Annotated in this window: 23 protein-coding genes; 17 read left to right on the top strand and 6 right to left on the bottom strand. The window is 64.9% G+C overall.

Annotated elements, in window-relative coordinates:
• The first annotated feature begins 61 nt into the window (after positions 1 to 61).
• The 7 genes from AC1DQQ_RS08625 to AC1DQQ_RS08655 are packed head-to-tail and all read left to right on the top strand — an operon-like array spanning position 62 to position 7,611.
• On the top strand, positions 62 to 1,066 hold the full coding sequence (locus tag AC1DQQ_RS08625; RefSeq protein ID WP_478030563.1) for a LacI family DNA-binding transcriptional regulator: 1,005 nt from the start codon (positions 62 to 64) through the stop codon (positions 1,064 to 1,066).
• Entirely contained in the window at positions 1,059 to 2,504 is a 1,446-nt protein-coding gene (locus AC1DQQ_RS08630; RefSeq protein WP_478044860.1) for a glucoamylase family protein, read from the top strand. The genes AC1DQQ_RS08625 and AC1DQQ_RS08630 overlap by 8 nt, the downstream gene beginning before the upstream one ends.
• Positions 2,501 to 3,790, top strand: coding sequence for a sugar ABC transporter substrate-binding protein (locus AC1DQQ_RS08635; RefSeq protein ID WP_478039527.1), 1,290 nt, complete (start codon positions 2,501 to 2,503; stop codon positions 3,788 to 3,790). Before AC1DQQ_RS08630 ends, AC1DQQ_RS08635 begins: the two co-directional genes overlap by 4 nt.
• Positions 3,787 to 4,662 (top strand): carbohydrate ABC transporter permease, encoded by an 876-nt coding sequence (locus tag AC1DQQ_RS08640; RefSeq protein WP_478030567.1) that lies wholly within the window; start codon positions 3,787 to 3,789, stop codon positions 4,660 to 4,662. The genes AC1DQQ_RS08635 and AC1DQQ_RS08640 overlap by 4 nt, the downstream gene beginning before the upstream one ends.
• Positions 4,659 to 5,474: a carbohydrate ABC transporter permease gene (locus AC1DQQ_RS08645; protein ID WP_478044861.1), complete on the top strand. Its 816-nt coding sequence runs from the start codon at positions 4,659 to 4,661 to the stop codon at positions 5,472 to 5,474. Before AC1DQQ_RS08640 ends, AC1DQQ_RS08645 begins: the two co-directional genes overlap by 4 nt.
• Positions 5,471 to 6,271 (top strand): carboxylesterase family protein, encoded by an 801-nt coding sequence (locus AC1DQQ_RS08650; protein WP_478044862.1) that lies wholly within the window; start codon positions 5,471 to 5,473, stop codon positions 6,269 to 6,271. Before AC1DQQ_RS08645 ends, AC1DQQ_RS08650 begins: the two co-directional genes overlap by 4 nt.
• Positions 6,268 to 7,611 (top strand): GH1 family beta-glucosidase, encoded by a 1,344-nt coding sequence (locus tag AC1DQQ_RS08655; protein ID WP_478044863.1) that lies wholly within the window; start codon positions 6,268 to 6,270, stop codon positions 7,609 to 7,611. The genes AC1DQQ_RS08650 and AC1DQQ_RS08655 overlap by 4 nt, the downstream gene beginning before the upstream one ends.
• Before the next feature lie 285 nt (positions 7,612 to 7,896).
• On the opposite strand, the gene AC1DQQ_RS08660 is transcribed toward AC1DQQ_RS08655, so the two are convergent.
• Positions 7,897 to 9,696: an aminopeptidase P family protein gene (locus tag AC1DQQ_RS08660; protein WP_478044864.1), complete on the bottom strand. Its 1,800-nt coding sequence runs from the start codon at positions 9,694 to 9,696 to the stop codon at positions 7,897 to 7,899.
• Between the two features lie 218 nt (positions 9,697 to 9,914).
• Between AC1DQQ_RS08660 and AC1DQQ_RS08665 the strand changes: the two genes are divergently transcribed.
• A complete protein-coding gene (locus AC1DQQ_RS08665; protein ID WP_478044866.1) occupies positions 9,915 to 11,978 on the top strand; it encodes a S9 family peptidase in 2,064 nt (687 codons plus the stop codon).
• 111 nt (positions 11,979 to 12,089) lie between these two features.
• Positions 12,090 to 12,482: an acyl-CoA thioesterase gene (locus AC1DQQ_RS08670; protein WP_478031358.1), complete on the top strand. Its 393-nt coding sequence runs from the start codon at positions 12,090 to 12,092 to the stop codon at positions 12,480 to 12,482.
• A 72-nt stretch (positions 12,483 to 12,554) separates the two neighbouring features.
• Here AC1DQQ_RS08670 and AC1DQQ_RS08675 read toward each other — a convergent pair whose 3' ends face one another.
• On the bottom strand, positions 12,555 to 12,830 hold the full coding sequence (locus AC1DQQ_RS08675; protein ID WP_478044867.1) for a hypothetical protein: 276 nt from the start codon (positions 12,828 to 12,830) through the stop codon (positions 12,555 to 12,557).
• A gap of 194 nt (positions 12,831 to 13,024) precedes the next feature.
• Here AC1DQQ_RS08675 and AC1DQQ_RS08680 point away from each other — a divergent pair, with 194 nt between their 5' ends.
• Positions 13,025 to 13,429, top strand: a complete 405-nt coding sequence (locus AC1DQQ_RS08680) for a hypothetical protein (RefSeq protein ID WP_478044868.1) — start codon at positions 13,025 to 13,027, stop codon at positions 13,427 to 13,429.
• A 118-nt stretch (positions 13,430 to 13,547) separates the two neighbouring features.
• On the top strand, positions 13,548 to 14,435 hold the full coding sequence (locus AC1DQQ_RS08685) for a hypothetical protein (RefSeq protein WP_478044869.1): 888 nt from the start codon (positions 13,548 to 13,550) through the stop codon (positions 14,433 to 14,435).
• A gap of 140 nt (positions 14,436 to 14,575) precedes the next feature.
• Here the strand turns inward: AC1DQQ_RS08685 and AC1DQQ_RS08690 are convergent, their stop codons facing one another.
• Complete coding sequence (locus tag AC1DQQ_RS08690) at positions 14,576 to 16,033, bottom strand: glycosyltransferase family 2 protein (protein ID WP_478044870.1); 1,458 nt, start codon at positions 16,031 to 16,033, stop codon at positions 14,576 to 14,578.
• A gap of 92 nt (positions 16,034 to 16,125) precedes the next feature.
• Here AC1DQQ_RS08690 and AC1DQQ_RS08695 point away from each other — a divergent pair, with 92 nt between their 5' ends.
• From AC1DQQ_RS08695 to AC1DQQ_RS08705, 3 genes are all read left to right on the top strand, one after another.
• The gene (locus AC1DQQ_RS08695) at positions 16,126 to 16,701 is read left to right on the top strand and encodes a cytochrome b (RefSeq protein WP_478030587.1); all 576 of its coding nucleotides are present in this window, start codon (positions 16,126 to 16,128) and stop codon (positions 16,699 to 16,701) included.
• An 81-nt stretch (positions 16,702 to 16,782) separates the two neighbouring features.
• Positions 16,783 to 17,265: a methylated-DNA--[protein]-cysteine S-methyltransferase gene (locus AC1DQQ_RS08700; RefSeq protein WP_478044872.1), complete on the top strand. Its 483-nt coding sequence runs from the start codon at positions 16,783 to 16,785 to the stop codon at positions 17,263 to 17,265.
• Positions 17,266 to 17,423: 158 nt separating this feature from the next.
• A complete protein-coding gene (locus AC1DQQ_RS08705) occupies positions 17,424 to 18,206 on the top strand; it encodes a hypothetical protein (RefSeq protein WP_478044873.1) in 783 nt (260 codons plus the stop codon).
• A 4-nt stretch (positions 18,207 to 18,210) separates the two neighbouring features.
• On the opposite strand, the gene AC1DQQ_RS08710 is transcribed toward AC1DQQ_RS08705, so the two are convergent.
• The 3 genes from AC1DQQ_RS08710 to AC1DQQ_RS08720 form a co-directional block, all read right to left on the bottom strand.
• Positions 18,211 to 19,230: a cell wall hydrolase gene (locus tag AC1DQQ_RS08710; RefSeq protein ID WP_478044874.1), complete on the bottom strand. Its 1,020-nt coding sequence runs from the start codon at positions 19,228 to 19,230 to the stop codon at positions 18,211 to 18,213.
• A 53-nt stretch (positions 19,231 to 19,283) separates the two neighbouring features.
• Positions 19,284 to 21,953: a phosphoenolpyruvate carboxylase gene (gene ppc / locus AC1DQQ_RS08715; protein WP_478044876.1), complete on the bottom strand. Its 2,670-nt coding sequence runs from the start codon at positions 21,951 to 21,953 to the stop codon at positions 19,284 to 19,286.
• 318 nt (positions 21,954 to 22,271) lie between these two features.
• Complete coding sequence (locus AC1DQQ_RS08720; protein ID WP_066810247.1) at positions 22,272 to 22,838, bottom strand: HNH endonuclease; 567 nt, start codon at positions 22,836 to 22,838, stop codon at positions 22,272 to 22,274.
• Between the two features lie 95 nt (positions 22,839 to 22,933).
• On the opposite strand from AC1DQQ_RS08720, the gene gluQRS reads away from it, so the two are divergent.
• The 3 genes from gluQRS (at position 22,934) to AC1DQQ_RS08735 (ending at position 24,880) form a co-directional block, all read left to right on the top strand.
• Positions 22,934 to 23,797: a tRNA glutamyl-Q(34) synthetase GluQRS gene (gene gluQRS, locus AC1DQQ_RS08725; RefSeq protein WP_478044878.1), complete on the top strand. Its 864-nt coding sequence runs from the start codon at positions 22,934 to 22,936 to the stop codon at positions 23,795 to 23,797.
• A 280-nt stretch (positions 23,798 to 24,077) separates the two neighbouring features.
• Positions 24,078 to 24,311 (top strand): twin transmembrane helix small protein, encoded by a 234-nt coding sequence (locus tag AC1DQQ_RS08730; RefSeq protein WP_478044879.1) that lies wholly within the window; start codon positions 24,078 to 24,080, stop codon positions 24,309 to 24,311.
• A gap of 11 nt (positions 24,312 to 24,322) precedes the next feature.
• Entirely contained in the window at positions 24,323 to 24,880 is a 558-nt protein-coding gene (locus tag AC1DQQ_RS08735; RefSeq protein WP_478030599.1) for a cob(I)yrinic acid a,c-diamide adenosyltransferase, read from the top strand.
• Positions 24,881 to 24,931: the final 51 nt, after the last annotated feature.

The raw sequence follows: 24,931 nt of genomic DNA on the forward strand, positions 1-24,931 counted from the left end.
CTTAGAAGAGTTCGTGGAAACGGTTACACGCGCAGCCCGCGGGCGCGTTGGGGAGGAATAGATGTCGGCCGTCACCATTCGCGATGTCGCTCGCCGCGCCGCGGTTTCGGTCGCCTCCGCCAGCCGCGCGCTCAACAATCATGCCAGCGTCACCCCAGCGACGCGCCAGCGCGTGATCGAGGCGGCGCGCGCGCTCGATTACGTGCCGCATCTCGGCGCGCGCAGCCTGTCGCGCGGCCGCTCCAACACGATCGGCGTCGTGCTGCCCGATCTGTTCGGCGAGTTCTTCTCCGAAATCATCCGCGGCATCGATTACGCCGCGCATCGCCGCGGACTTCAGCTGCTGCTGTCCAACATGCATGGCAGCGCCGACGAGACCGAGTTGGCGATCCGGGCGATGCGCGGGCGAGTCGACGGATTGCTCGTCATGTCACCGCAAGTCGATGCCGAATTCCTTGGTCGCAACTTGCCCAAGGGGCTGCCCGCGATCGTCATGAACGCCGCGGCGAGCGACGGCACGCATCCGACCATCGCGATCGACAATCTGGCCGGCGCGCGCGAGGCAGTCGCGCATCTGGTGGCGCAGGGCTGCAAGCGGATCGCGCACGTCACCGGGCCGCAAGGCAATGCCGACGCCGATGCGCGCCGCGCCGGGTTCCGCGCGGCGGTGACCGAGTTGCTCGGCGCCGACGCAGCAATCGAGATCGAAGGCGATTTCAGCGAAGCCTCGGGAATCGACGCGGCATGGCAGATCCTCAGCCAACGCCCGCATATCGACGGCGTGTTCGCGGCCAACGACATGATGGCGGTCGCGTGCATGGCAACCCTGGCCGAAGGCGGCATGCGCGCGCCCGACGATGTCGCGATCATCGGTTTCGACGGCGTGCCGATCGCGCAATATGTCACGCCCGCTTTGTCGACGATGGCGCTCAACCTCGCCGAACTCGGCGAGCGCGCGCTCGAAAAGCTCGTCGCGATCACCGAGTCCGAAGATACTGTCGAGGCGACCACCGAAATGCTCAAGCCCGAACTCGTCATCCGCGCGTCCAGCCGTCGCCATGCTTGACCGTCGCCAGTTGCTGCTTGCCGGAGGCGCTACGGCGCTGCTCGGCGGCTGTTCCACCGATCTGATGAGCGGTGCGCCGTCGAGCTCCGCGTCCCCGGCGCCGGCGGCGATGTCGACCGCCGATCTGCTCACCGACATGCAACAGCGCACGTTCCGGTTCTTCTGGGAACGGTCGAACCCGGCCAACGGCCTGATGGTCGATCGCTGGCCGACGCCGAGCTTCTCGAGCATCGCCGCGACCGGATTCGCGCTGACCGCTTATCCGATCGGCGTGAAGCACGGCTGGATCACGCGAGATCAGGCGCGCGAGCGTACGCTGGCGACGTTGCGTTTCTTCTGGACCGCGCCGCAAGGCGACGCGCCGAGCGGGATGGCGGGCTACAAGGGCTTCTTCTACCACTTCCTCGATATGGATACCGGGCTGCGCTTCCGGCAGAACGAATTGTCCTCGGTCGACACCAGCTGGTTGCTCGCTGGCGTGCTGTTCGCCGGACAATATTACGACCGGGTCGACGAGGCCGAGATCCGCGACCTCTCGGCCAAGATCTACGCACGATGCGACTGGCGCTGGTTTCAGCAACAGGACACGCACAAGCGCGTCTCGATGGGCTGGCACCCCGAGAGCGGGTTCATCGCGACGCCGTGGTTCGGCTATACCGAGGGGCAGATTCTCTACGTCCTCGCGCTTGGTGCGCCCGATTTCTACCTCGACAAAGACGCCTATGACGGGTGGTGCTCGACCTATCCCAACAGCTGGCGCGGCAGCGGCGACACGCGCCATCTCGGCTTCGGCCCGCACTTTGCGCACCAATATACTCAGTGTTGGCTCGACATGCGTGGCATCCGCGACGCGACGATGCGCGAGGCGGGGTTCGACTATTTCGAGAACAGCCGCCGCGCGACCTATTGGCAACGCGACTACGCGACACGGAACCCCGGCAGGTGGGTCGGCTATTCGCAGGACATCTGGGGTCTGACCGCGTGCGACGGACCCGGCGGCGTGCAGGGGATGGTCAACGGCACGCAACGCCAGTTCACCGGCTATTCGGCGCGCGGTCCGATCGGCTTGCCCGACGGGTTCGACGACGGCACGATCGCGCCGACCGCCGTGGTCGGCTCGTTGCCCTTCGCGCCGGAAATCGTCGAGCCCGCCACTCAGGCGCTGTACACGCGCTACGGTAGCGCGATTTACGGCCAGTACGGCTTCCTCGACGCGTTCAACCCGAGCTTCACCTTCGCCGACCAGCCGCATGAGCACGGCACGATCACGGCGACGGCGGGTTGGGTCGACAGCGACTTTCTCGGCTTCGACCAGGGCCCGATCGTGACGATGATCGAGAACCAGCGGAGCGGCATGATCTGGGACGCGATGCGCAGCCACCCCGCGATCAGGCGCGGGCTGCAGCGCGCGGGATTCTCTGGCGGCTGGCTGGGGTGAATCGGCTGCTGCCCCTGGTCTTCGGGTTGGTCTCGATCTTCCTGGGATCGTGCTCGGCCGCGCCATCGGCGACGGTGCTCGACGTCTGGGCGATGGGCCGCGAGGGCGAGGTGATCGGCGATCTCGTCCCCGAATTCGAACGCGAGAATCCGGGGGTGAAGGTCCGCATCCAGCAGCTGCCGTTCACCGCCGCCCACGAGAAATTGCTGACCGCGTTCGTCGGCGACGCGATGCCCGACCTGGCGCAATTGGGGAATAGCTGGGTACCCGAGTTCGCCACGCTCGGCGCGCTCGAACCGCTCGACGCGCGGATCGCGGCGACCCCGGCGATCCCGCGCGCGGACTATTATCCGGGCATCTGGGACTCGAATGTCGTCGACGGCAAGCTCTACGGCGTGCCCTGGTATGTCGACACGCGATTACTGTTCTATCGCCGCGATATCCTCAAGCGGGCGGGCTTCGACCATCCGCCGCGCGACTGGGCGGAATGGCGCCGCCAGATGGTGGCGATCAAGAAACTGGTCGGGCCCGACAAATACGCCGCCTATTTGCCGCTCAACGAATATGAGCCGCTCGAAATCCTCGGACTGCAGGCATCCGAGCCGATGGTTACCGACGATGCGCGCGGCAATTTTCGCAGCGCGGGGTTCCGCAAGGCGCTCGATTTCTACCTGAGCACGATGCGCGACGGGCTCGCGCCGGTCGCGGCGACCACCCAGGTCGCAAATGTCTGGGACGAATTCGATCGCGGCTGGTTCAGCTTCTACATCACCGGCCCGTGGCAGATCGGCGAGTTCAAGCGCCGCCTGCCGCTCGCACACCAAAGCGAATGGATGACTGCGCCGATGCCCGGCCCCGACGGCCCCGGCGTGTCGAATGCTGGCGGGTCCAGCCTGGTGCTGTTCAAAACCTCGACCAAGAAGGATGCGGCGTGGAAGCTGGTCGCGTTCCTGTCGCGTCCCGACATCCAGATTCGCTTCCATGCGCTGACCGGCGATATGCCGCCCAGGATCAGTGTGTGGAAAACGCCCGAACTCGCCAACGACCCTTATGCCAAGGCGTTCGGCGAACAGATGACGCGGGTGCGTGCCACGCCCAAGGTCCCGGAATGGGAGCGGATCGCGACCGAGCTCAAACTCGTCTCCGAGAAGGCCGCGCACGGTGAGCTGACCACCGACCAGACCGTCGCCGAGCTGGACAAGCGCGCCGATGAGATACTCGCCAAACGGCGGTGGATATTGGCGCGCAAGAAGCAAGTCGGCGTGCTCGCGGAGGTACGGTCATGAACCAGGAGCGCGCAGCCTGGGGATTCGTCGCGCCAGCGCTGGTTGCGCTGGGGCTGTTCTTCTTCCTGCCGGTCGCCGCCGCGCTGATCCTGAGCTTCACCGATTTCGACATCTATGCGGTGGCGGATATCGGCAATCTGCGCTTCGTCGGGTTCGATAATTACCTCCACCTGCTCGAGACGCCGTTATTCTGGAAAGCGCTGGGCAACACCGCCTGGTTCGTGGTGCTGGGCGTGCCGCTGTCGATCATGATGTCGCTCGCCGCCGCCTTGCTGCTCGACAACAAGCTGGCGCGGTTCAAGGGCTTCTTCCGCACCGTCTATTTCGCGCCGGTGGTCACCACGCTCGTCGCGGTGGCGGTGATCTGGCGCTATTTGCTCCACACTAAATACGGTCTGATCAATTGGGCGCTGGGTGGGATCGGTGTCGCGCCGATCGACTGGCTGGGCGATCCGCATTGGTCGATGCCCGCGATCGTGCTGTTCGCGGTGTGGAAGAATTTCGGCTACAACATGATCATCATCCTGGCGGGGTTGCAGACCATCCCCGAGGAGTTGCACGAAGCGGCGCGGATCGATGGCGCCAACGCCTTCCAGCGCCTCCGCCACGTCACTCTTCCCGGCCTCGCCCCGGTGCTGCTGGTGGTGTCGATCCTGACCATGGCCGGCTATTTCCAGCTCTTCGCCGAGCCTTATGTCATGACCCAGGGCGGCCCGGTCGAGAGCACCGTTTCGATCCTCTATTTCATGTACGAGCAGGGATTCCGTTGGTGGAACCTGGGCTTCGCCAGCGCGATCGCCTTCGTGCTGTTCCTGATCATGTTCGCGCTGACCCTGGTGCAGCTGCGCGTCAGCGAGCGGTGGACGCAATGAAGCGCGGCGGTGTCCTGCCCAATCTGGCACTGTGGGCCATCGCGCTGTTCGCGATGGCGCCATTGCTGTGGATGGTATCGGTCAGCCTGATGACCCCGGGCGAGGCCTCGTCCTTCCCGCCGCCCCTGCTCCCGGCGCATCCGACCCTTGCCAATTTCGTCGAACTCTTCGCCAGCACCGACATGGCGCGATACCTCGTCAACAGCCTGACGCTGGCCACGCTCGCCACGCTGATGTCGCTGACCTTCAACGTGATGGCAGGATACGCTTTCGCCAAATTGCGGTTCCGCGGGCGCGAGCGGCTGTTCCGCTTCCTGCTGACCGCGCTCGTCATCCCGGCGCAGGTCGCGATGATTCCGCTGTTCCTGATCTGCAAGTCGCTCGACATCGTCAACAGCTTCGCCGGCGTGCTGGTACCGTCGATCGCGACGGTGTTCGGCATCTTCCTGGTCCGCCAATATGCATTGTCGATCCCAGACGAGATGCTCGAGGCCGCGCGCATCGACGGCGCAAGCGAGGGCAGGATCTTCCGCTCGATCGTGCTGCCGACCTTGAAGCCGATCCTGGCCACCCTGGCGACGTTCAGCTTCCTCGGCTCATGGTCCGATTTCCTCTGGCCGCTGATCATCCTCAACGACAGCCAGAAGCAGACCTTGCCGGTAGCGCTCGCCAACCTCAGCCGCGAGCATGTCCAGGATGTCGAGCTGATGATGGCCGGCACCGTAGTGACGCTCATCCCCGTCCTCCTGCTCTTCCTGTTGTTGCAGCGTTACTACATTGCCGGGCTGATGGCGGGGAGCGTCAAGGGATGAGGAGACTGATCTTGGCCCTGGCCGCCGCGGCGACGATCGCCGCGACCAAACACCCTTCCGCCCCTCCCCCGCTTCCCGAAGGCGTGCAGACCGCGCAGCCGGCGCCGGCTGAAGGCGGCTATCCCTATTTGATCTTCAAGCCGCGCGGTTACGATGCCGACAAGACGCAGCAATGGCCGCTGGTGATCTTCCTTCACGGATCGGGCGAGCGCGGCAGCGATATCGAGGCGGTCAAACGCAACGGCCCGCCCAAGATCATCGCGCAGAATCCCGGATCGCCTTTCATCCTCGTCTCGCCGCAGCTCGAAGCCGCCAGCGACGAAGACAAACGGTGGGACACGGCCAAGCTCGACCAATTGCTCGCCGCCGTCCGCAAGCAGTATCGCGTCGACCCCAGCCGCATCTACCTGACCGGGCTCAGCCTGGGCGGCTATGCCACCTGGGCCTGGGCGCTCAGGCACCCGGAATTATTCGCCGCGATCGTGCCGGTCGCCGGCCTTTCCGAGGACAAGGACCTCGACCCCTGCGTGCTCAAGGACATGCCGATCTGGGCGTTCCACGGCGACCAGGATGACGTTGTCGATCCCCAGCAAGGCTTCGCGATCGTCAAGAAGGTCGATGCCTGCAAGGGCAGTGTCCGCCCGAAGATGACGATCTATCCGCAGATGACCCACGGATCGTGGGAGCCTGCTTATGACGATCCGACGATGTGGCGCTGGCTGCTCGAGCAGCGCCGCACCGTTCCCGCCCCAGGCGGTCCCCAGAAAACCAGCAAGAAGAAGGCCCGAGACACATGAGTAATCCGTTCCCCGACGATTTCCTGTGGGGATGCGCGACCGCGGCATACCAGATCGAGGGCTCACCGCTCGCCGATGGCGCCGGCGCGTCGATTTGGCAGCGCTTCAGCCACGATCCGCGGCTGATGGCGGCCAAGGGCGATACCGGCGATGTCGCCTGCGATCATTATAACCGCATGGCCGACGACGTCGCGCTGATGAAGCGGCTGGGGCTCAAGGCCTATCGCTTCTCGGTCGCCTGGGGCCGCGTGCTGCCCGACGGCATCGGCCAGGTGAACGAAGCCGGGCTGGGCTTTTACGAGCGACTGGTCGACACGTTGCTCGCCAACGGCATCGAGCCGTTGTGCACGCTTTATCATTGGGACCTGCCGGCCGCCCTCGACGACAGAGGCGGCTGGCTGAATCGTGATAGTGCGGACTGGTTCGCCGATTACGGCCGCGTACTGTTCGACCGGCTCGATGGCCGAGTGACGAAGTGGGTGACGCTCAACGAACCCTGGGTGGTGACCGATGGCGGCTATCTTCATGGCGCGCTCGCGCCGGGACACAAGAATGTGTTCGAAGCGCCGATCGCCAGCCGCAATTTGATGCGCGCGCACGGCGCCGCGGTGAAAGCCTATCGCGAGATCGGCAAGCACGAGATCGGGCTGGTGGTGAATCTCGAGCCCAAATATCCGGCGTCGGATTCGCCCGAGGACCAGGCCGCGACCGCGCGCGCCACGGCATATATGAACCGCCAATATCTCGACCCCGCCATCCAGGGCACGAACCCGCCCGAACTCGCCGACGTGTTCGGCGAGGCCTGGATCGATTGGTCGGCGGAGGATCTGGCGCTGGCCAAACAGCCGATCGATTTCGTCGGGGTCAATTACTACACCCGCAACGTCACCAAGGCCGACGACAGTTTCCCGGTCCGCGCGGGAATGGTTGTCCAGCCTCAGGCGACTTACACCACCACCGGCTGGGAAGTATTCGGCCAGGGCCTGACCGACGTGCTGTTGTGGGTGAAGGACAATTACGGCGATCCGGCGATCTACATCACCGAGAATGGCGCCGCTTTCTACGACCCCCCCGCCGCATCGCAAGGCCGGGTCGAAGACCCGTTGCGCGCCGCCTATCTACGCGAACATGTCGCCGCGGTCGGCAAGGCGATCGAGCAGGGCGCGCGGATCAAGGGCTATATGTTATGGTCGTTGTTCGACAATCTCGAATGGTCGCTCGGCTATTCGAAACGGTTCGGCATCGTCCACGTCAATTTCGAGACGCAGGAACGGACGTTCAAGGATTCCGCCAAGCTGTACAGCGAAGTGATCGCGACCAATGGGGCGTGTCTGGGGTAGCTAGAGTCGAACGCGGACGAGCTGAACGTCGTCCGTTCGACGCCACTGACTGCGTCACCCCGGCCTTGTGCCCGTTCGAGCTTTGGCTTGCCCCCGGCAAGCCAAGATCGTGTGCGGGGGACACGATCTCGCTCGAACGCCACCGGGCGGCAAGCCCAGGAAAAGAAGCTCCTGCTACGCGCTAACCTGCACAGTGGATGCCGGGACGAGCCCGGCATGACGATCGAGCATGGTCCTCCACCGTCTCAAATCTGCAGGCGCCGGATGAGATTTCGGAGCGGCCCTTTATCCCCCGATCGGCGCGCACTTCGCCAACAGCCACGCCCGTTCGTCGGCACCGAGCTCCGGCCCCAGCACGTCGAGCACGCGGCCATGATAGGCGTCGAGCCACGCACGCTCGGCCTGGGTCAGCATCGCCGGCTCGATCAGCCGGCGCTCGATCGGCGCGAAGGTCAGCGTCTCGAACCCCATCATCGGCTGTTCGGCGCCGGGAATGTCGCGCCGCTCGACCAGCACGAGATTCTCGATGCGGATACCGTATTCGCCCGCTTTGTAATAACCCGGCTCGTTCGAGATGATCATGCCGAGACGAAGCGGCTCGGCCGGACCACCGCCGGGATAATTGGGCTTGGCGATGCGCTGCGGCCCTTCGTGCACCGCAAGGTACGAGCCGACGCCATGGCCGGTGCCGTGCGCGAAATCGAGACCGGCCTCCCACAAGGGCCGGCGCGCGAAACTGTCGAGCTGACCGCCATTGGTGCCTTCGGGGAACACCGCGGTGGCGAGCGCGATATGGCCCTGCAGCACGCGAGTGAAGCGGTCGCGCATCTCCGGGGTCGGCTCGCCTACCGGCACGACGCGCGTCACGTCGGTGGTGCCGTCGGCATATTGCCCGCCCGAATCGACCAGGTAGAGCTGGCCAGTCTCGATCTTGAGGTTCGAGTCTTCGTCGACACGGTAATGCGGGCTCGCGCCGTGCGGGCCGGTCGCTGAGATCGTGTCGAAGCTCAGATCCTTGAGTAGACCGGTCGCTTCGCGCAACTCCTGCAGCTTGGCCGCCGCGGACAATTCGGTCTCGGTCCCCTTGGGCAGCGCCTCCTCGCACCATTTGAGGAAGCGGGTCAGTGCCGCGCCGTCGCGCACGCTCGCGGCGCGATGCCCTGCTGCCTCGGCCGGGTTCTTGATCGCCTTGGCCAGCACCACCGGGTCGCGCAATGCGAGCACCGTCGCCCCGCCGCGCTGCAGCCCGTCGAAGATCGCCGCCACAGCGCGTTCCGGGTCGGCAGCGACGCGCTTGCCGCCATAAGCCGCCAGCGCCGGCGCGAAATCGTTGCGGTCATGGACGCGCACCGCATTGCCGAGATGCGCGGCGACCTCGTCGCTCATCTTCTCGGGCGCGACATAAAGGTCGACCGTGCCATCGGCATTGGCGATGGCATAAGCGAGCGCGACCGGCGTGCGATCGACATCGGCGCCGCGCACATTGAGCGTCCAGGCAATCGAATCGAGCGCCGACAGCACGACCGCATCGGCCTGCTGTTCGGTCAGCCAGTCGACGATATCGGCGCGCTTTTCCGCCGAGGACTTGCCCGCGAGCGCATCGGGCTGAACGACCAGCCGCGCGTCCGATGGTGCCGGACGATCGGGCCACACCGCGTCGACCGGATTGGTGTCGACCGCGACCAGCGTCGCACCCTTCGCCGCCAGCGCCTTTTCGGCTTCCTTCACCCAGGCCGAAGTGTGCAGCCAGGGATCGTAGCCGATCCGCGCGCCCTGTCCGGCATGGCGGCCGAGCCAATCGGACACGCTGGTCTCCGGCACGCCGACGAATTGCCAGTGATCGCCGTCGACCTGCTCGCGCACCTGGAGCGTGTAGCGCCCGTCGGTGAAGATCGCCGCTTCCGCCGGCAACACCACCGCGGTCCCTGCCGATCCCTGGAACCCGGTCAGCCAGGCCAGCCGCTGCGCATAGGCGCCGACATATTCGGACATGTGTTCGTCGGTCAGCGGCACGACGAAACCGTCGAGGCGCTCGCGCTTCAATTGCTCGCGAAGAGCAGTAAGGCGGTCGGCATAAGTGGACATCAGGCTATTTCCATCGGCGGCGTCCCCGGGACGACAGGGTGGTTAACGCGCGAAAAGCGCAATGGCGCACATTTGCGCGCGAGACGCAGAGGTCAAGCGACGATACGCGCGGCGGGAACACAACGCCCGGCGCTGTGGCAGAACGGGACAGGCGTGTGCCTGCCTTTCCCGTCACGCAAGGCCTTCGACAAGTGCCGCGGCGTCGCTATGTCGGTGCCATGACCGACCAGCCCAAGCCGCCCGTCGCGGCGATCCGTCCGCACTCCTTCACCACCCACGGCATCATGATCGAGGACCCCTGGGCCTGGCTCAAGGACCCCAGCTATCCTGACGTGAAAGACAAGGATGTGCTCGCCTATCTCGAGGCGGAGAACGCCTATTTCGAGGCAATGATGGCGCCGCACAAGCCGCTGACCGACCGGCTCTACGAAGAGATGAAGGGGCGGATAAAAGAGGACGATGCCTCGGTCCCGCAAAAGGACGGCGACTGGCTCTATTGGACCGCGTACGAGACCGGCGGCCAGTATCGCAAATGGTGGCGCAAGCCCGTCGCGGGCGGTCCCGACGATTTGCTGCTCGACGAACCCGCGCTCGCCGAAGGCAAGGAATATTTCCGCCTCGGCGCCTTTTCGGTGTCGAACGACGGCAAGCTGCTCGCCTATGCGATCGACGACAGCGGCTCGGAGCGTTTCACCATCCGGGTCAGGAACCTGGCGACCGGCGAGCATCTGCCCGACACCATCCCGGGCATGCTGTCGGAGATCGTCTGGACCGCCGACGACAGCGCGTTTCTCTATGGCCTGGCCAACGAGCAATGGCGCACCGACAATGCCCGACTGCACAAGCTCGGCACCGATCCCACGGCCGACGTGGAACTCTATCACGAGGATGACGAAGGCTTCCGGGTCGGGGTCAGCGAGACCAGCGACCGCAAATGGATCGTCATCGCCACGGGCGATCATGTCACCAGCGAAGTCTATTTGCTCCCGGCAAGCGACCCGATGGCCAAGCCGATCTGCGTCGCGCCGCGCAAGACCGACCGCGAATATGATGTCGAGACGCATGGCGACACGCTCTACATCCACACCAACGACACCGATCCGATGTGGCGCCTGTGCACCGCGCCGATTGCCAATCCGGGCAATTGGAGCGAGCTGATCCCGCCGTCGGAGCATTTCTACATGACCGGGGTCGAATGCTATCGCGACTATTTCGTCGTCGAGGGGCGCGAGGACGGGCTCGATCAGATCTGGATCCATCGTTACGACCCGGCCATCGCGCCGCAGCGGATCACGTTTCCGGAGGCGAGCTACACCGCTGGGCTGGGCGACAATCCGGAATATGACATGCCGGTCATCCGGCTCGGCTACGAATCGATGGTCACGCCGGGAACGGTCTACGACTATGACGTCGCGACGGGTGAGATGACCACGCTCAAGGTCCAGGAGATCCCCTCGGGCTACGACGCCGACAAATACGATACCGAGCGGCTCAAGATAAAGGCGCGCGACGGCACCGAAGTGCCGGTGTCGATCGTCTATCCCAAGGACTTTCCGAAAGACGGGTCGCGCCCGCTCTTCCTCTACGCTTATGGCGCGTACGGTTACGCCATCCCGCCGGGCTTCTCGACCGGGCGGCTGTCGCTGCTCGACCGCGGCTTCGCTTATGCCATCGCGCATATTCGCGGCGGCGACGATCTCGGCCAGCAATGGTATCACGACGGCAAGCTCGAAAAGCGCAGCAACACGTTCAACGACTTCGTCGATGTGGCGAACGCGCTGGTGGCGGATGGCTGGACCTGCGCCGGCAAGATCGCCATCGCCGGCCGCTCGGCGGGCGGCGAATTGATGGGCGCAGTGGTCAATTCGGACCCCGATCTGTGGGGCGCGGTGATCGCCGACGTGCCGTTCGTCGACGTGCTCAACACGATGCTCGACGACAGCTTGCCGCTGACTCCCGGCGAATGGCCCGAATGGGGCAATCCAATCGAGGACAAGGCGGCGTTCGAGCTGATCCGCTCCTATTCGCCCTACGACAATGTCACTGCCCAGGCCTATCCGCCGATGTTCATCAGCGGAGGACTCAACGACCCGCGCGTGACCTATTGGGAGCCAGCCAAATGGGCGGCGAAGCTGCGTGCGACCAAGACCGACGACAATCTATTGCTGCTCAAGACCAATATGGGCGCAGGCCATGGCGGCAAGTCGGGGCGGTTCGACAGCCTGTACGAAGGCGCCGAGGAGCATTGCTTCGTGTTGTGGCAAATGGGGGTCGAGGAGTGAAGGCCTCACACCGTCATGCCGGACTTGTTCCGGCATCCAACGCGCAACAACGGCGGGATTCCGTTGCGGAGATTTGGACCCCGGAACAAGTCCGGGGTGACGACTATTGAGATGGCGGGGCTAAGTTACCCCATCACCGCGACCGAGGCGGACATCGACGAACTCGGCCATGTCAACAATGCGGTCTGGGTGAAGTGGATCCAGGATATTGCGGTGGCGCATTGGAACACGATCGCCACGCCTGAACAGCGCGACGCCATGATCTGGGTCGTGACGCGGCACGAGATCGATTATCGCGGCAACGTGTCGGTCGGAGAGACGGTGACAGCCGAGACCTGGGTGTCGGAGCCGCCGCAAGGCGCGCGGTTCGACCGCCATGTCCGGTTCACCGGCGCGGATGGGAAAGTGAAGGTCGAGGCGGTCACGACCTGGGCGCTGATCGACCGGGCGACGGGCCGCCTGATGCGGGTCAGGCCCGAGCTTGCGGCGCCGTTTCTCGACTGACGCCGCAGTTCCGTGTGACGCAACGGCGACGCTCGCGGCGCGAGCTTGGGAGCCCGCGCCGCGCCGCATCATTTAATAGCGGTAGTCGTCATAGCCCCAGTAGCGCCGGTGATGGCGATGCTCGCGGCGCCATTCGCGCTCGCGCTCCCAGCGCCGCCGCGCTTCCCAACGCTCGCGGCGTTCGCGCCAATGGTCGCGCCCGCCATCGCGATAATAGCCGTCATTATAGCCGTAGTGCCGATAGCCGTCGCCATACGAGCCCCAGCGCTGCGCCGAGGCAGTGGTGGGCAGGAAGGCAAGGAGGCTACCCGCCACCGCCGTCGAAAGAAACATCATGGTACGCGTCATTACAACCTCCTGTCGGTGCTGACCCGACGGGATGTATCAGCCGCAACCTTGGCCAGCCCTGAACCGGCCGTACAGGCAGGGTTTAGGATCGGTCTGGGTGCTCGCTCTTCGCTTTTTCTCCGGAGATGACTGGAAGGACGGCGCGGTTCTGTCCCGATCTTCTTCGTTCGTGTGAAGTCGTGCATACCATCGTCATGAGGAGATACCTGCTCCCGTTGATCGCCGGGTTGGGCAGCTGCAGCCAAGCGCAGCTCTGCACGTCGGACGTCGTACAGGTGGCCCGCGACCCCGGCAGCGATCGTTACGCCGTCACCGAATCGCGCAATTGCGGCGCCACCACCGATTTCGCGACCGTCGTCCGCGTCGGCCGGGCCGGCCTACCGCAGGACGACGCGCAAGAGGTGTTCGTAGCCGACGATGGAGGAGCGGCGGGCGGGAAGCGCGGGACGATCTGGACCAATGTTGTCTGGACCGGCCCTGGCCATCTCCTGATCGCCCGGGCATCCCGTGCGCGCGTCTTCAAGCAATTGGCGACATCCAATGGGGCTGCGATCAGTTATCGCGCAACGGATCCGATCGCTCCGTCGCCCGTGCCCTGAAAGAGATTCACCCAGGTTCGTCATTCGCTTTGCATCGCGTGTCCGCTATCGACCATTCCACGCCGTTAAGCGCTGCCTTACGCTTGTCTGAAAGCGGTCATCGATTCAGCTTTCAAGAATGCCGGGCAGCGACGCTATCGGGGGTAAGCTCTTCATGCATTTTCAACCGTTCGGGTACCGTTTCGAAGTCAGGTCGCCGCATTCAGCGGCTGAGGTAGCGGCGGCCATCCGGTCACGCAAGAAAGGTTGGTTCGATCCTAAGAACGGCGCTCGCGGCTGGATTGCCGGACCATTTATATGCCTCTGGCTCAGTGCTTTCGACCAAAATGGTCCTATGTTGTTCGGAGTTATTTCGGGCGACGGTGTCGGGACGCGTGTGCGCGGTCGAGCTGGCTCTGACCTCAACGGCGTCGTTATGTTTTCGCTCCTGATCCCGCTAATGGCGTTCATAGTACATGAATTGATCGCCGAGGGATCAGCATCGCTTCGTCAATTACTGGTCATCGCGGCTGTCTTCCTTTTTGGTGGGCCGTTCATCTATTGGTCCGCGCACAAAGACAGGAGGGAGGCCGAGCCGCTGGTCCGTTTTATTCGCGATGCTGCGGCCTCTTCTGACCGAACGCCTCGACGAAAGTCAGCCGCAGTGACGATCTCGAAAGGGCTTACGCTGAGTGTCGAAGGGGAGAGGTTTACAGGAATGATCAAGCCGAGCGCAATTCACGACGCCTTGATCGGAGTTGGCGCGGGAAGTTTTGTGATCTTGGAGTCCGGCCCCGAGACCTATATCCAAACCGCCTCCCGCAAGGGTGGTTATGCGGTAGAGAAGAGAGAAGGGAGTAGCCGGCAACATTTCCGCGCGGCACACCGGAATGACGACCCTGACATGGCGACGCGCGCCGACGACATCTTCGAATTTGAGGAGGTGCTCGAAGTCTTCATGGCCTACGCCTCAGCAACTCCATTACCGCACTTCATTACCTGGGAACGAATGCACCCGACCGAGTAAGGCGAGTGGCCGCTTTTGCGCGGCTATTCTCTAAAACCTGCCCGACTGGAAACCCTCCACTTCCAGACGTTCAAAACCAAAAAGCGCCCCACCAATGACTTCTTCCTCACGTATACGGCGCGGCAACCGGCAGCCACGCCTCACCCTTCCCGCTTCACCTCGGCGATCGCCGTCCGGCTCTGCCTTGCCCAGGTCTCGCGGCCGGTCAGGAACGCCTTCCAGCCCAGGATCGCGCCCCAGTGGCGGAATAGCTGGAAACTGAACGGCTCGAGCACTGCCGCCGCCAGTGCCGGCCCGAAACGCAGCCCCTTGGTCTGGCCGGTCCAGCGCGAATAGAGGTGGAGCGAGGTCAGATGGAAGGTCAGGTCGACCAGGATCTTGACCGCCATGATGATCAGGATCGGCAGCACGATGTGGAAGCGGCCGCTGAACAGCACCACCAGCAGGATGACGAACGCGGTCAGGCCGAACACCGGCTGCACCGTATCGGCCGCCTTGACCGGCAGCATCGCGGTGCCGAGCTTCCCGAAATGCCCATTGGCAACCATGTCGCGGTTCCAATGCTGCGTCTGCAGGAACCCGCCGAACCAGCGGCGGCGCTGGCGCAGGAACGCGGGAAGCGTCGCCGGCGCGTCGGTCGAGGCGAGCGCGTCGCCGACCACCCGGACTTGCCAATCGCGACCCGTGTCGTGCGCGACGCGGTGCAGGCGATGGATCAGCTCGTAATCCTCGACCAGGCAATCGGGATCGAACCCGCCGACCTCGACCACTGCCCTGGTCCGGAACGCGGCGAACGCGCCCGACACCAGCAGCAGGCCGTTCAGTCGCTCCCAGGCGTAACGCGACAGGAAGTTGCGGACATATTCATAGGTCTGGAACCACTCGAACAGCCGGCCGGACAGGCTGGGCCCGCACATCGGGCGGATCACGCCGGTTGCGGCGACCAGTTCGGGTTCGGCGGCGAAGGCGTTGCGCATCGCGGCGATCGCGCCGGGCTCGAGCAACGTATCGGCATCGACCGTGACGACGATCTCTTCACTGACATGCAGGATCGCGGCGTTGAGCGCGCGCGCTTTCCCGCCATGCGGCAGCCGCAGCCAGCGTAGCGACGGCAGGCCGGGCGCCGGCGGGCTGATCGTGCCCAGCGCTGGCTGCTCTAGGCCATAGCGCGCGAGCGTCTCCGGCGTCGCGTCGTCCGATCCGTCATCGGCGATCAGGATCAGATCGGGCGCGTCCTTCTGCGCGGCCAGGCGATCGATCGTCACGTCGAGCACCGCGGCTTCGTTGCGCGCCGCGACGATGATGGCGAGGCTGGACCGGGCGTCGGACGGGGGTGCGGGTCGCGCACCGTGGCGCAGCGGCCAGATCTGCACTGCGGTGAAGATCAACAGCGCGGTGTCATAGAGGATATAGCCGACGCCGACCGACCAGACCAGGAAGCCCTGGCGCAGGAACGCCTGAACCACCAAGGCGGCGAAAGCCACATATACGAGTGCCGTCACCCCGCGGCTCGGCCACCCCACGCGGCGGGGATTGAGGCGCGGGGAAAGCTTGGCGAAGGACTGGGCGAGCGCGTCCGCCGGGGTACGCTGAATCATGGAGAACACGACTTCATTTGGGGGCGCCATATCCCTAGCGTTCGTTACGGCGCCGGACTAGCCGGAATGGTAATTGCTTACGGGAGTACGTCGTGGAGAACGAACGGTTCACGAAAACCGCAATCTGGTTGCACTGGTTGATCGCGATCGGCGTGGTGACCAACGTCACCCTTGCCTGGGTCTGGCCGCTCGGCGATCATAACGACGCGATCGGCGAATATGTCCGGCCGATGATCGACATCCACAAATCGACCGGCGTCACCATTCTGGCGCTCGCCATCCTGCGGCTGTTGTGGCGGATCGGGCACAAGCCGCCTCCCTTTCCCGCCCGCTACAAGCCATGGGAGCGGATCTCGGCGCATATCGTCCATTGGGGGCTCTATGTCGTCATCCTGGCGATGCCGATCACCGGGTGGGTGATGGATTCGGCATGGAAGGACGCGGCGACGCATCCGATGCTGTTCTTCGGCACGTTCGAATGGCCGCGGCTGGGCTTCATCATGAGCATGGCGCCTGACACCAAAGAATGGATCCATTCCACTTTCGGCGAAGCGCACGAGTTGATCGCCTATCTGGTCTACCTATTGTTCGTCCTGCATCTCGCCGGCGCGATCAAGCACCAGATGGAAGGGCATAAGGAGCTGCAGCGCATGGGGATTGGACGCTAAATGGCATTGAGCGCAAGGGCCGGGAAGCCGGCGGTCGGTGGCGCGCCTAGATCCTTGGTCCAAGCCACGAAGGACCAAGCCATGACCTTTGCTTTCACCAGCTACGCCTCCCCGGTCGGCATGCTCAAGCTCGTCGCGAGCGACCGCGGGCTAGCCGCGATCCTGTGGGAGAATGACGATCCCGATCGCGTCCGGCTGGGCGCGATGACCGAACAGGCCGACCACCCGGTGCTGGTCGAGACAATGCGCCAGTTGAGCGACTATTTCGCTGGCACGCGCACCCATTTCGACCTGCCGCTCGATTTCCACGGCACCGATTTCCAGAAGAGCGTGTGGGCGGCATTGCTGACCATCCCGTTCGGCGAGACGCGGTCCTATGCCGAGATCGCCCGCCAGCTCGGCCGCCCGACCGCGTTCCGCGCGGTGGGTGCGGCGAACGGCAAGAATCCGATCTCGATCGTGGCGCCCTGCCATCGCGTGATCGGCACCAACGGCGCGCTGACCGGCTTTGCCGGGGGCTTGGAAGGCAAAGCCTTCCTGCTTGAACTGGAGGGCGCGGCCTGACCTTCCACCCGTCATCCCAGCGAAAGCTGGGATCTCAAGCAGAAGCGCGATATGCTTGAGACCAGCATCGGGTCGGATCGTCCCCCGGACGATCCTTGAGCATGCGGGGCATGCTCAACCCGATACTCTTTCGCTGGGGTGACGGTTAAGGGGGACACATGCCGTTTCGTCATGCCGGATGGGCGTTGCTGCTGCTGGTGCCGATGATCGCGGTCGCGTTCTGGCCGCAATATCTCCATGACCTGCCGCACGCCGCATTCGCGCTTCATGCCCACGGCCTCACCGCCGCCTTGTGGATCGCCCTGGTCTTCTTTCAGCATTGGTCGATCCATCAGCGACGCAATGCCCTTCATCGCACGGCCGGCCTGGCGGTGTTCGCCGTCGTGCCGCTGTTCATGGCGGGCGCGCTGCTGGCAATGCAGAGCATGGCGGCGAAAGCACTCGCCGGGCATCCCTTCTACGCCCCGTTCGGCGCGATGCTGGGGCTCGACGACGCGATCGCCAGTATCGCGCTCCTGTTCTTCGTCCGCGCCGCGTTGCTCGATCGCCGCCAGGTCTGGCTGCATGCCGGCTACATGTTATCGACTTTGTTGCTGGTCTTGCCGCCGATCGTGACCCGGCTGTTGCCGCCAATGGCCGTTCCCGGGCTGAGCCCGTTCGATGCCGCTTACCTGACCGCCGAATTGGGCGCCGGCGTGGTCGCCGTCCTGCTCGCTCTGGCCTATCCCCGCAGCCGGAGGCCGTTCCTGACGGTCGCCGCGATCACCGTTGCGCAGGCCGCTCTGGTCGAAAGCTTCGGGCGTAGCGCGGCCTGGATCGAGGCCTTTGCCGCGCTGACCCGGGTTCCGGTAGCGGCGCTGGCCGCGATCGGCATCCTGGCCGGGGCAGCGTCGTTATGGTCCGCTTGGCCGAAGCCGCGCGCAGCAATGCGCGCCGCTTGATCGCTTAATCAACGCTCGGAAGATCGGCCGGCATATCGCCGGCATCCGCCGGCCCCACGCCGCGATGGACACGGACATTGCCCGTCGAGGCCATCGCGCTGCTCACACGGATGCGCTTGCCCATCGGCAGCGGCGCGACCGGAACCGGGGCCGACAGCGCCGCGGTCTCGGGCGCAGGAGCGGTCGCGCCGCCGCGATGGACGACCACCCCCGAATCGACTTCCTGCGCATTAAAGCCGGCATAGGTTGCCGCGAGGGCAGTGCCGCTGTCGCCGCCTGGCCATGGCGTTGTGCGGCCAGTGACGCTGGGCTCCAGGCCCGAATAATTCTGGCTGTTGGCGAGCGCGCCTTCCAGCCCGCCGCGCCAGCGGTAGAAGATATGGGCGCCGACCGTCGCGATGCGATCCATGCTCGATGCCCACCAGGGCAGCACGTAATTGGCGTGATAAAAGGTTGCCGAGCCGACCGGCGCATAGACCTGGCCGGACAGCGCCGAAACCGCGATGTCGCGGGCATGCGCCCAGGAAGCGGGATCACGGCGGAACGCCATCGATCCGTCGCAGGTGAAGCTGAACTGGCATCCGGTGCGCCGGGTCGATCCCTGATAGACCACGCCGCACACGCTGTCGGGAAAGGCGCGATCGCGCACGCGATTGAGCACGACCTGCGCGACGGCGCGCTGGCCGTCGTCATTCTGCGACCGTGCTTCATAATAGACCGCCGCGGTCATGCATTCGATCGCGCGCGCGGCATCGTCGGGGCTGCGCGTCGTCGACAGCGCCAGCAGCGGCTGGGCGGCGCTGATCGCGGCATTGGAAACCGTCGCATCGACCAAAGCCGGAAGCTTGGCAGCGATATCGGCCGGCAAGTCGAGCGCGAGGCGATTGATCATCGTCACCGTCGCGATCGGACGCTGGGTGCTTTGCAGCGGTACACCGGCCTGGGGCAGGCACGACGCGACCATCGCCAGCAGGCCGAAGCCTGCCGGAATACGCGTTCGAAGGAGGAACCAGCGCCGTGACACGCCCGCCGCAGTAACGGCAGGATGTTAGAAGCTGGTTAACCAGAGACGCGTCTTCAGCCTGAATTTCGCAATGCCGTGGCGATTGCATTGATCGACAGCAGGATGCCTTCGCCGATCCGTGGATCGTCCTCCCCCGCACGGTGGCGCTTCATCAGCTCGATTTGGAGCAGGTTGAGCGGCTCGATATAGGGCAGGCGCAAGCGGATCGAGGCATCGAGGCCAGGATTCCTTTCGAGCAGCCGCGATTGTCCGGTCGCGTCGAGCAGGCCATCGCGGGTCAATTTCCAGCCGTCGCGGATGCGCGGGAAGATCGCGTCGGCCAGCGCGCGGTCCTTGACCAGCGAGCAATAGCGTTCGGCGATGTCCATGTCGGATTTGACGATCACTTGCTCCATATTGTCGAGCGTCGCCGCGAAGAACGGCCAAGCTTGCGCCATTTCGCGCAACAGCGCCTTGTCCTCGAACGCTGCCAGCGCCTGTCCGACCCCATACCAGCCCGGCAGCATTACGCGCGCCTGCGCCCAGCTGAACACCCAGGGGATCGCGCGCAGATCCTCGATCGCATCCGATTTCTTGCGGCTTGCCGGGCGGCTACCGATCTTGAGATTGGCGATCTCCGCGATCGGGGTCATTTCGCGGAAGAAAGTGCGGAAGCCCTCGGTTCCATAGACCAGGTCGCGATAGGCCTTGAACGCTGTCGCCGACAGCTCGTCCATCGCCGTGCCGAACCGCTTGCGATCAGCATCCGATAGCGCGGGAGGCGCGAGGCTGGCGAGCAGGGTTGCAGCGGCCATCGCCTCGAGATTGGTAGTGGCGCTTTCGCGGGTGCCGTATTTGGCGGCGATCACTTCGCCTTGTTCGGTGATGCGGATGCGCCCCTGGACCGATCCCGGCGGCTGCGCCTGGATCGCCGCGAAGGACGACCCGCCGCCGCGGCCGACCGCGCCGCCGCGGCCATGGAACAATTGCATGCCGACATGCGCCTGTTCGAACACCGGCTCGAGCGCTTCCGACGCTCGGCTCAATTGCCAGGTCGAGGTCAGATAGCCGCCATCCTTGTTCGAGTCCGAATAGCCGATCATCACTTCCTGGACGCCGCGCCCGACCGCGAGCCCGGCGATTTCGGGCAGCGCGAACCACTCGGCCATGATCGCCGGTGCCGCTTCCAGATCGCCGACCGTCTCGAACAGCGGCACCGCCATGATCGCCGCGGTCGGCGGATCGCCGGGCACATAGAGCCCCACTTCCTTGAGCATCAGATGGACTTCGAGCAGGTCGCTGACCGACATCGCCATCGAGACGATATATTGGCGGATGCAGGCCGGCCCGTATTTGCCATGCGCCTCCGCCGCCGCGCGCAGGATCGCGAGTTCGGACGCGGTGTCGGCGCTATAGGTCGCATAGGGACTGACCAATGGGCGGACATTGGCGAGTTCGCGGCGCAGCAGCGCCACGCGCGCGGCTTCGTCGAGCGCGATATAATCGGCCTCGACCCCGGCAACCTTGAGCAATTCGGCGACGGTGCGTTCGTGGACCGCGCTGTTCTGGCGCAGGTCGAGCGTCGCCAGATGGAAGCCGAACGTATCGACCGCGCGGATCAGCCGGCCAAGCGCGCCGCCCGAGGCGAGCGGCCCCGCGCCTTCGTCCGCCAAAGCGTGAGCGATGATGACCAAGTCGCGGCGCAGCGCCTGCGGATCGGCATAAGCCTCGCCCTTGAGCGCGGCCGGACGCGGTGCGGACTTGCCGGTCAGCGCGCGATGCGTCGCCGCGAGCCGGGCATAGACCCCCGACAACGCGCGGCGATACGGCTCGTCGTCGCGGCTCGGCGCATCGTCGCCGCTCGCCGCCGCCAGCTGGAGCAACTCATCGCTGACTCGCGCATGATCGGTCGAGATCGACAATTCGGCGCCGAGCGCATGGACCGCGTCGAGATAATAGCCAAGGACCGCCTCGCACGAACGGGCCAGTGCCGCGGTCAGCGATTCCGCGACGACATTGGGATTTCCGTCGCGATCGCCGCCGATCCAGCTGCCCGGCTTGAGGAAGCTCGGCGTACGTTCCCCGAGCGCGCGGTCCCAGCGCTGATAGAGGCCGGGCAACACCGGCAGGAACACGTCGCGCAGATAGGAGAGCGCGGTCTCCACCTCGTCGGCGACATAGAGCCGCTCGCGCCGCAGCACGCGCGTCTGCCACAAGAGCGCGATCTGCCGCGTGATCGCCTGCTCGACATCGTCGCCTTCCTGGGTCGTCGCCACCTTGCGATCGCGCAGCGCCATCAATTGCGCGATGCGGTTGCGATGGTCGATCATCGACTTGCGCCGCACTTCGGTCGGATGCGCGGTCAGGACGGGCGCGACCAAAGCGTGGTCGAGCAGATGCATGACCTTGTCCTTGCCGATCCCCTCATCCGCCAGCCGTTGCAGCGCCGCCGCGACATCCGCGCCCGGCTCGGCGGCGACGCCCTGCCGGTCCTCGGCCAGGTTGGCGAGCATCGAGAACAGCATGAAACCGCGAACGAAATCGAGCGTCTCGTCGAGCGACAGCCGGTCGAGCCCGAGATCGACATCGCCGCCGACGCCGCGATGGCGATCGACCGAGGCCGACCGGATATATTCGGTGCGCTTGAACAGCGCCTCGCCGCCATAAGCGCGGATCACGTCGCCGAGCAATTTGCCCAGGAACCGCACGTCGGGATTGTTGGTGATGGTGGGGAGGTCGGCCATGTCGCCCTGCTGCACTGCAGCGCGATTTGGGTCAATCATTTCGTTATCGGACCCGCTCATGGCATTTTATTCCAAAATGCGCTCACGGAGGGCGCATACGTTTGCATGAAACAGATCAGCAAGCGTCTATATCCCAACCGTCATCCCGGCCTTGTGCCGGGATCCACCGTGCCGCCGGCGCAGGACGAGGAACTCAGGCCGTTCGGTCTGCCGCACAGTGGATGCCGGGACGAGCCCGGCATGACGGGTTGAGTTCACCCAGCCGCGTCATTTTGCTCGAATAATGCCCGGGAATGACTGTTTTCGGGGCCGCAGCCCCTAAGCCTCCAGCTCGACATCCCAATACAACCAGTCATGCCACGTATCGTGCAGATGGTTCGGCGGAAAACTCCGCCCATGTTCCTGCAATTGCCAGCTGGTCGGGCGGATCGGCTCGACATGCAGCGGCATCTTCGCCTCGCGCGGCGTCCGCCCGCCCTTGCGCAGATTGCACGGCGCGCAGGCGGTGGCGACATTCTCCCACGTCGTGCGCCCGCCATAAGCGCGCGGGATGACATGGTCGAAGGTGAGATCCTTGTGCGTGCCGCAATATTGGCATTGGAAACGGTCGCGCAGGAACAGGTTGAACCGGGTGAAGGCCGGGAACGCGCTCGGCCGGACATATTGCTTGAGCGCGATCACGCTGGGCAGCTTCAACGCGAAGGTCGGACTGCGCACTTCGCGTTCGTAATGCGCGACGATATCGACCCGATCCAAAAAGACCGCCTTGACGGCGGTCTGCCATGGCCAGACGGAGAGCGGGTAATAGCTGAGCGGGGTATAATCCGCGTTCAGCACCAACGCCGGGCAACTGTCCGGATGTCGCATTAGGTCGGGATGAAACACACCTTCCCCCTTCGCTTTCCTGGCGGGCGTAAAGCCGATCAGGATGACGCCATGATGACAGCACAGGCCATGACTCGTGGTCAAGAGTCGCCGCGATGATCGTCAGCCGTTTCGCGCCGAGCCCGACCGGAGGGTTGCATTTGGGCCACGCCTGGTCGGCGATCCAGGCGCACGACCGCGCGCGCGACCATGGTGGGTGCTTCCTGCTCAGGATCGAGGATACCGATGTGACGCGGTCCCGCCCCGAGCATGTCGGCGGTATTGTCGAGGATCTCGAATGGCTCGGGCTCGGCTGGGATGCGATGTCGGTGCAATCCGAGCGGTTGCCGCTGTACGATGCCGCGCTCGATCGATTGCGCGATGCCGGACTCGCCTATCCCTGTTTCTGCACCCGCGCCGAGATCGCACGCGAAGTCGCCGCCAGCCTGCACGCGCCGCATGGTCCCGACGGACCGCTTTACCCCGGCACGTGCCGAGTGATCGATCCGGCGACCCGCGCGGCGCGGATGGCCAGCGAGGCCTACGCCTGGCGGCTCGATGCGGGCGAAGCGGCGCGGCGCGCGGGGCCGCTCGCCTGGACCGACGAACTGGCCGGCACGACGCCGGTCGATCCGCAACTGCTCGGCGACCTGGTGCTCAAGGGCAAGGATCGCCCGGCGAGCTATCACCTCGCTGTGGTGGTCGACGACGCCGCGCAAGGCGTCACCCATATCGTGCGCGGGCGCGACATCATGCCCTCGACCCACGCGCATCGCCTGCTCCAAGCCGTGCTCAGTCTGCCCGAGCCGCGCTATCGGCATCATAGCCTAGTGCTGGATGCCGAGGGCAACCGCCTCGCCAAGCGCCATAGCGCGCCCACGCTGGCTGACTGGCGGGCCGAAGGGATGGATGGCATCGCGCTGGTCGAGCGATTGCGGGTCGGTGAATTACCTTTCGGATATAGGCTCGACCAAGCGTAGCGGACGGGAAATATACGCTGGCAAGGACGGCTAAGTAACGCATTGGCTGCTCCCTCTCCCGCTAGCGGGAGAGGGAGGGGCCCGCCGCGAAGCGGTGGGAAGGTGAGGGTCTTCTTTCTTCTTTTTTGGTTCTACCTGCTTGGAAGAAAGAAGACCCTCACCCAAACCCTCTCCCGCAAGCGGGAGAGGGCTCAGAAAACGCCGACCGGCGAACGGCGCGGTCGCCAAATGAACGCCCCTCCCCATTGGCTTCGCACTCGACCAAGCCTAGATAAACCCCATGACCACTTTCCTCGCCCTCCTGCTGATCGCCGCGATGATCGCGACCGTCGTCGCCTTGGTCCGCGGCGTCATCCTGTTCCTCAAGGGCGCGACCGACGATGTGAAGAGCGGCGAAGGCCCCAGCGCGACCTCGATCCGGTCGAACCAGATGATGATGTACCGCATCATCTTTCAGGCGGTAGCGATCCTGATCGCGGTGCTGTTATTGTTGCTCGTCGGCCGCCAGCATTGAGCGGCTGACCGTTGGTCAAGCTCAACAAGATCTACACGCGCACCGGCGACGACGGCACCACCGGGCTGGTCGGCGGCGGGCGCATCTCCAAGGCCGATCCGCTGATGGCGGCGATCGGCGACGTCGATGAGGCGAACAGCGCGATTGGCGTGGCGCTGGTGTCGATCGACGACGAGAGCACCGTGGTACCCTTGCGGCGCGTCCAGAACGAATTGTTCGACCTCGGCGCCGATCTCGCGACGCCGCTCGACATGGACGGCGGGTTGCGCGTGACGTCCGAGCAGATCGACCGGCTGGAGCGCGAGATCGACGCGATGAACGCCGCTCTTTCGCCGCTGACCAGCTTCGTCCTGCCCGGCGGAGCGGCCGGGGCGGCGCAGCTTCATTTGGCGCGCGCGATCGTCCGCCGCGCCGAGCGCAGCGCGGTCGCCGCTACAGCCGACAATGCGCTCAGTCCCAAGGCCTTGACCTATATCAATCGCCTGTCCGACTGGCTGTTCGTCGCCGCGCGGCGATTGAACAATTTGGGCGCCAGCGACGTTCTTTGGGTTCCTGGCGCCTCGCGCTGACCCACTTGGGTTTCGGCCCGTATTTCCTATGTGAGCGATTGACTCCGTCGG

Source organism: Sphingomonas sp. P4_G3 (assembly GCF_056401105.1).

Bases quoted from the DNA above. Each gene is read 5' to 3' on its own strand.
- AC1DQQ_RS08625 (WP_478030563.1), top strand. From the start codon at position 62: ATGTCGGCCGTCACCATTCGCGATGTCGCTCGCCGCGCCGCGGTTTCG.
- AC1DQQ_RS08630 (WP_478044860.1), top strand. From the start codon at position 1,059: ATGCTTGACCGTCGCCAGTTGCTGCTTGCCGGAGGCGCTACGGCGCTG.
- AC1DQQ_RS08640 (WP_478030567.1), top strand. From the start codon at position 3,787: ATGAACCAGGAGCGCGCAGCCTGGGGATTCGTCGCGCCAGCGCTGGTT.
- AC1DQQ_RS08645 (WP_478044861.1), top strand. From the start codon at position 4,659: ATGAAGCGCGGCGGTGTCCTGCCCAATCTGGCACTGTGGGCCATCGCG.
- AC1DQQ_RS08650 (WP_478044862.1), top strand. From the start codon at position 5,471: ATGAGGAGACTGATCTTGGCCCTGGCCGCCGCGGCGACGATCGCCGCG.
- AC1DQQ_RS08655 (WP_478044863.1), top strand. From the start codon at position 6,268: ATGAGTAATCCGTTCCCCGACGATTTCCTGTGGGGATGCGCGACCGCG.
- AC1DQQ_RS08660 (WP_478044864.1), bottom strand. From the start codon at position 9,696: ATGTCCACTTATGCCGACCGCCTTACTGCTCTTCGCGAGCAATTGAAG.
- AC1DQQ_RS08665 (WP_478044866.1), top strand. From the start codon at position 9,915: ATGACCGACCAGCCCAAGCCGCCCGTCGCGGCGATCCGTCCGCACTCC.
- AC1DQQ_RS08670 (WP_478031358.1), top strand. From the start codon at position 12,090: ATGGCGGGGCTAAGTTACCCCATCACCGCGACCGAGGCGGACATCGAC.
- AC1DQQ_RS08675 (WP_478044867.1), bottom strand. From the start codon at position 12,830: ATGACGCGTACCATGATGTTTCTTTCGACGGCGGTGGCGGGTAGCCTC.
- AC1DQQ_RS08680 (WP_478044868.1), top strand. From the start codon at position 13,025: ATGAGGAGATACCTGCTCCCGTTGATCGCCGGGTTGGGCAGCTGCAGC.
- AC1DQQ_RS08685 (WP_478044869.1), top strand. From the start codon at position 13,548: ATGCCGGGCAGCGACGCTATCGGGGGTAAGCTCTTCATGCATTTTCAA.
- AC1DQQ_RS08690 (WP_478044870.1), bottom strand. From the start codon at position 16,033: ATGATTCAGCGTACCCCGGCGGACGCGCTCGCCCAGTCCTTCGCCAAG.
- AC1DQQ_RS08700 (WP_478044872.1), top strand. From the start codon at position 16,783: ATGACCTTTGCTTTCACCAGCTACGCCTCCCCGGTCGGCATGCTCAAG.
- AC1DQQ_RS08705 (WP_478044873.1), top strand. From the start codon at position 17,424: ATGCCGTTTCGTCATGCCGGATGGGCGTTGCTGCTGCTGGTGCCGATG.
- ppc (WP_478044876.1), bottom strand. From the start codon at position 21,953: ATGGCCGACCTCCCCACCATCACCAACAATCCCGACGTGCGGTTCCTG.
- gluQRS (WP_478044878.1), top strand. From the start codon at position 22,934: ATGATCGTCAGCCGTTTCGCGCCGAGCCCGACCGGAGGGTTGCATTTG.
- AC1DQQ_RS08730 (WP_478044879.1), top strand. From the start codon at position 24,078: ATGACCACTTTCCTCGCCCTCCTGCTGATCGCCGCGATGATCGCGACC.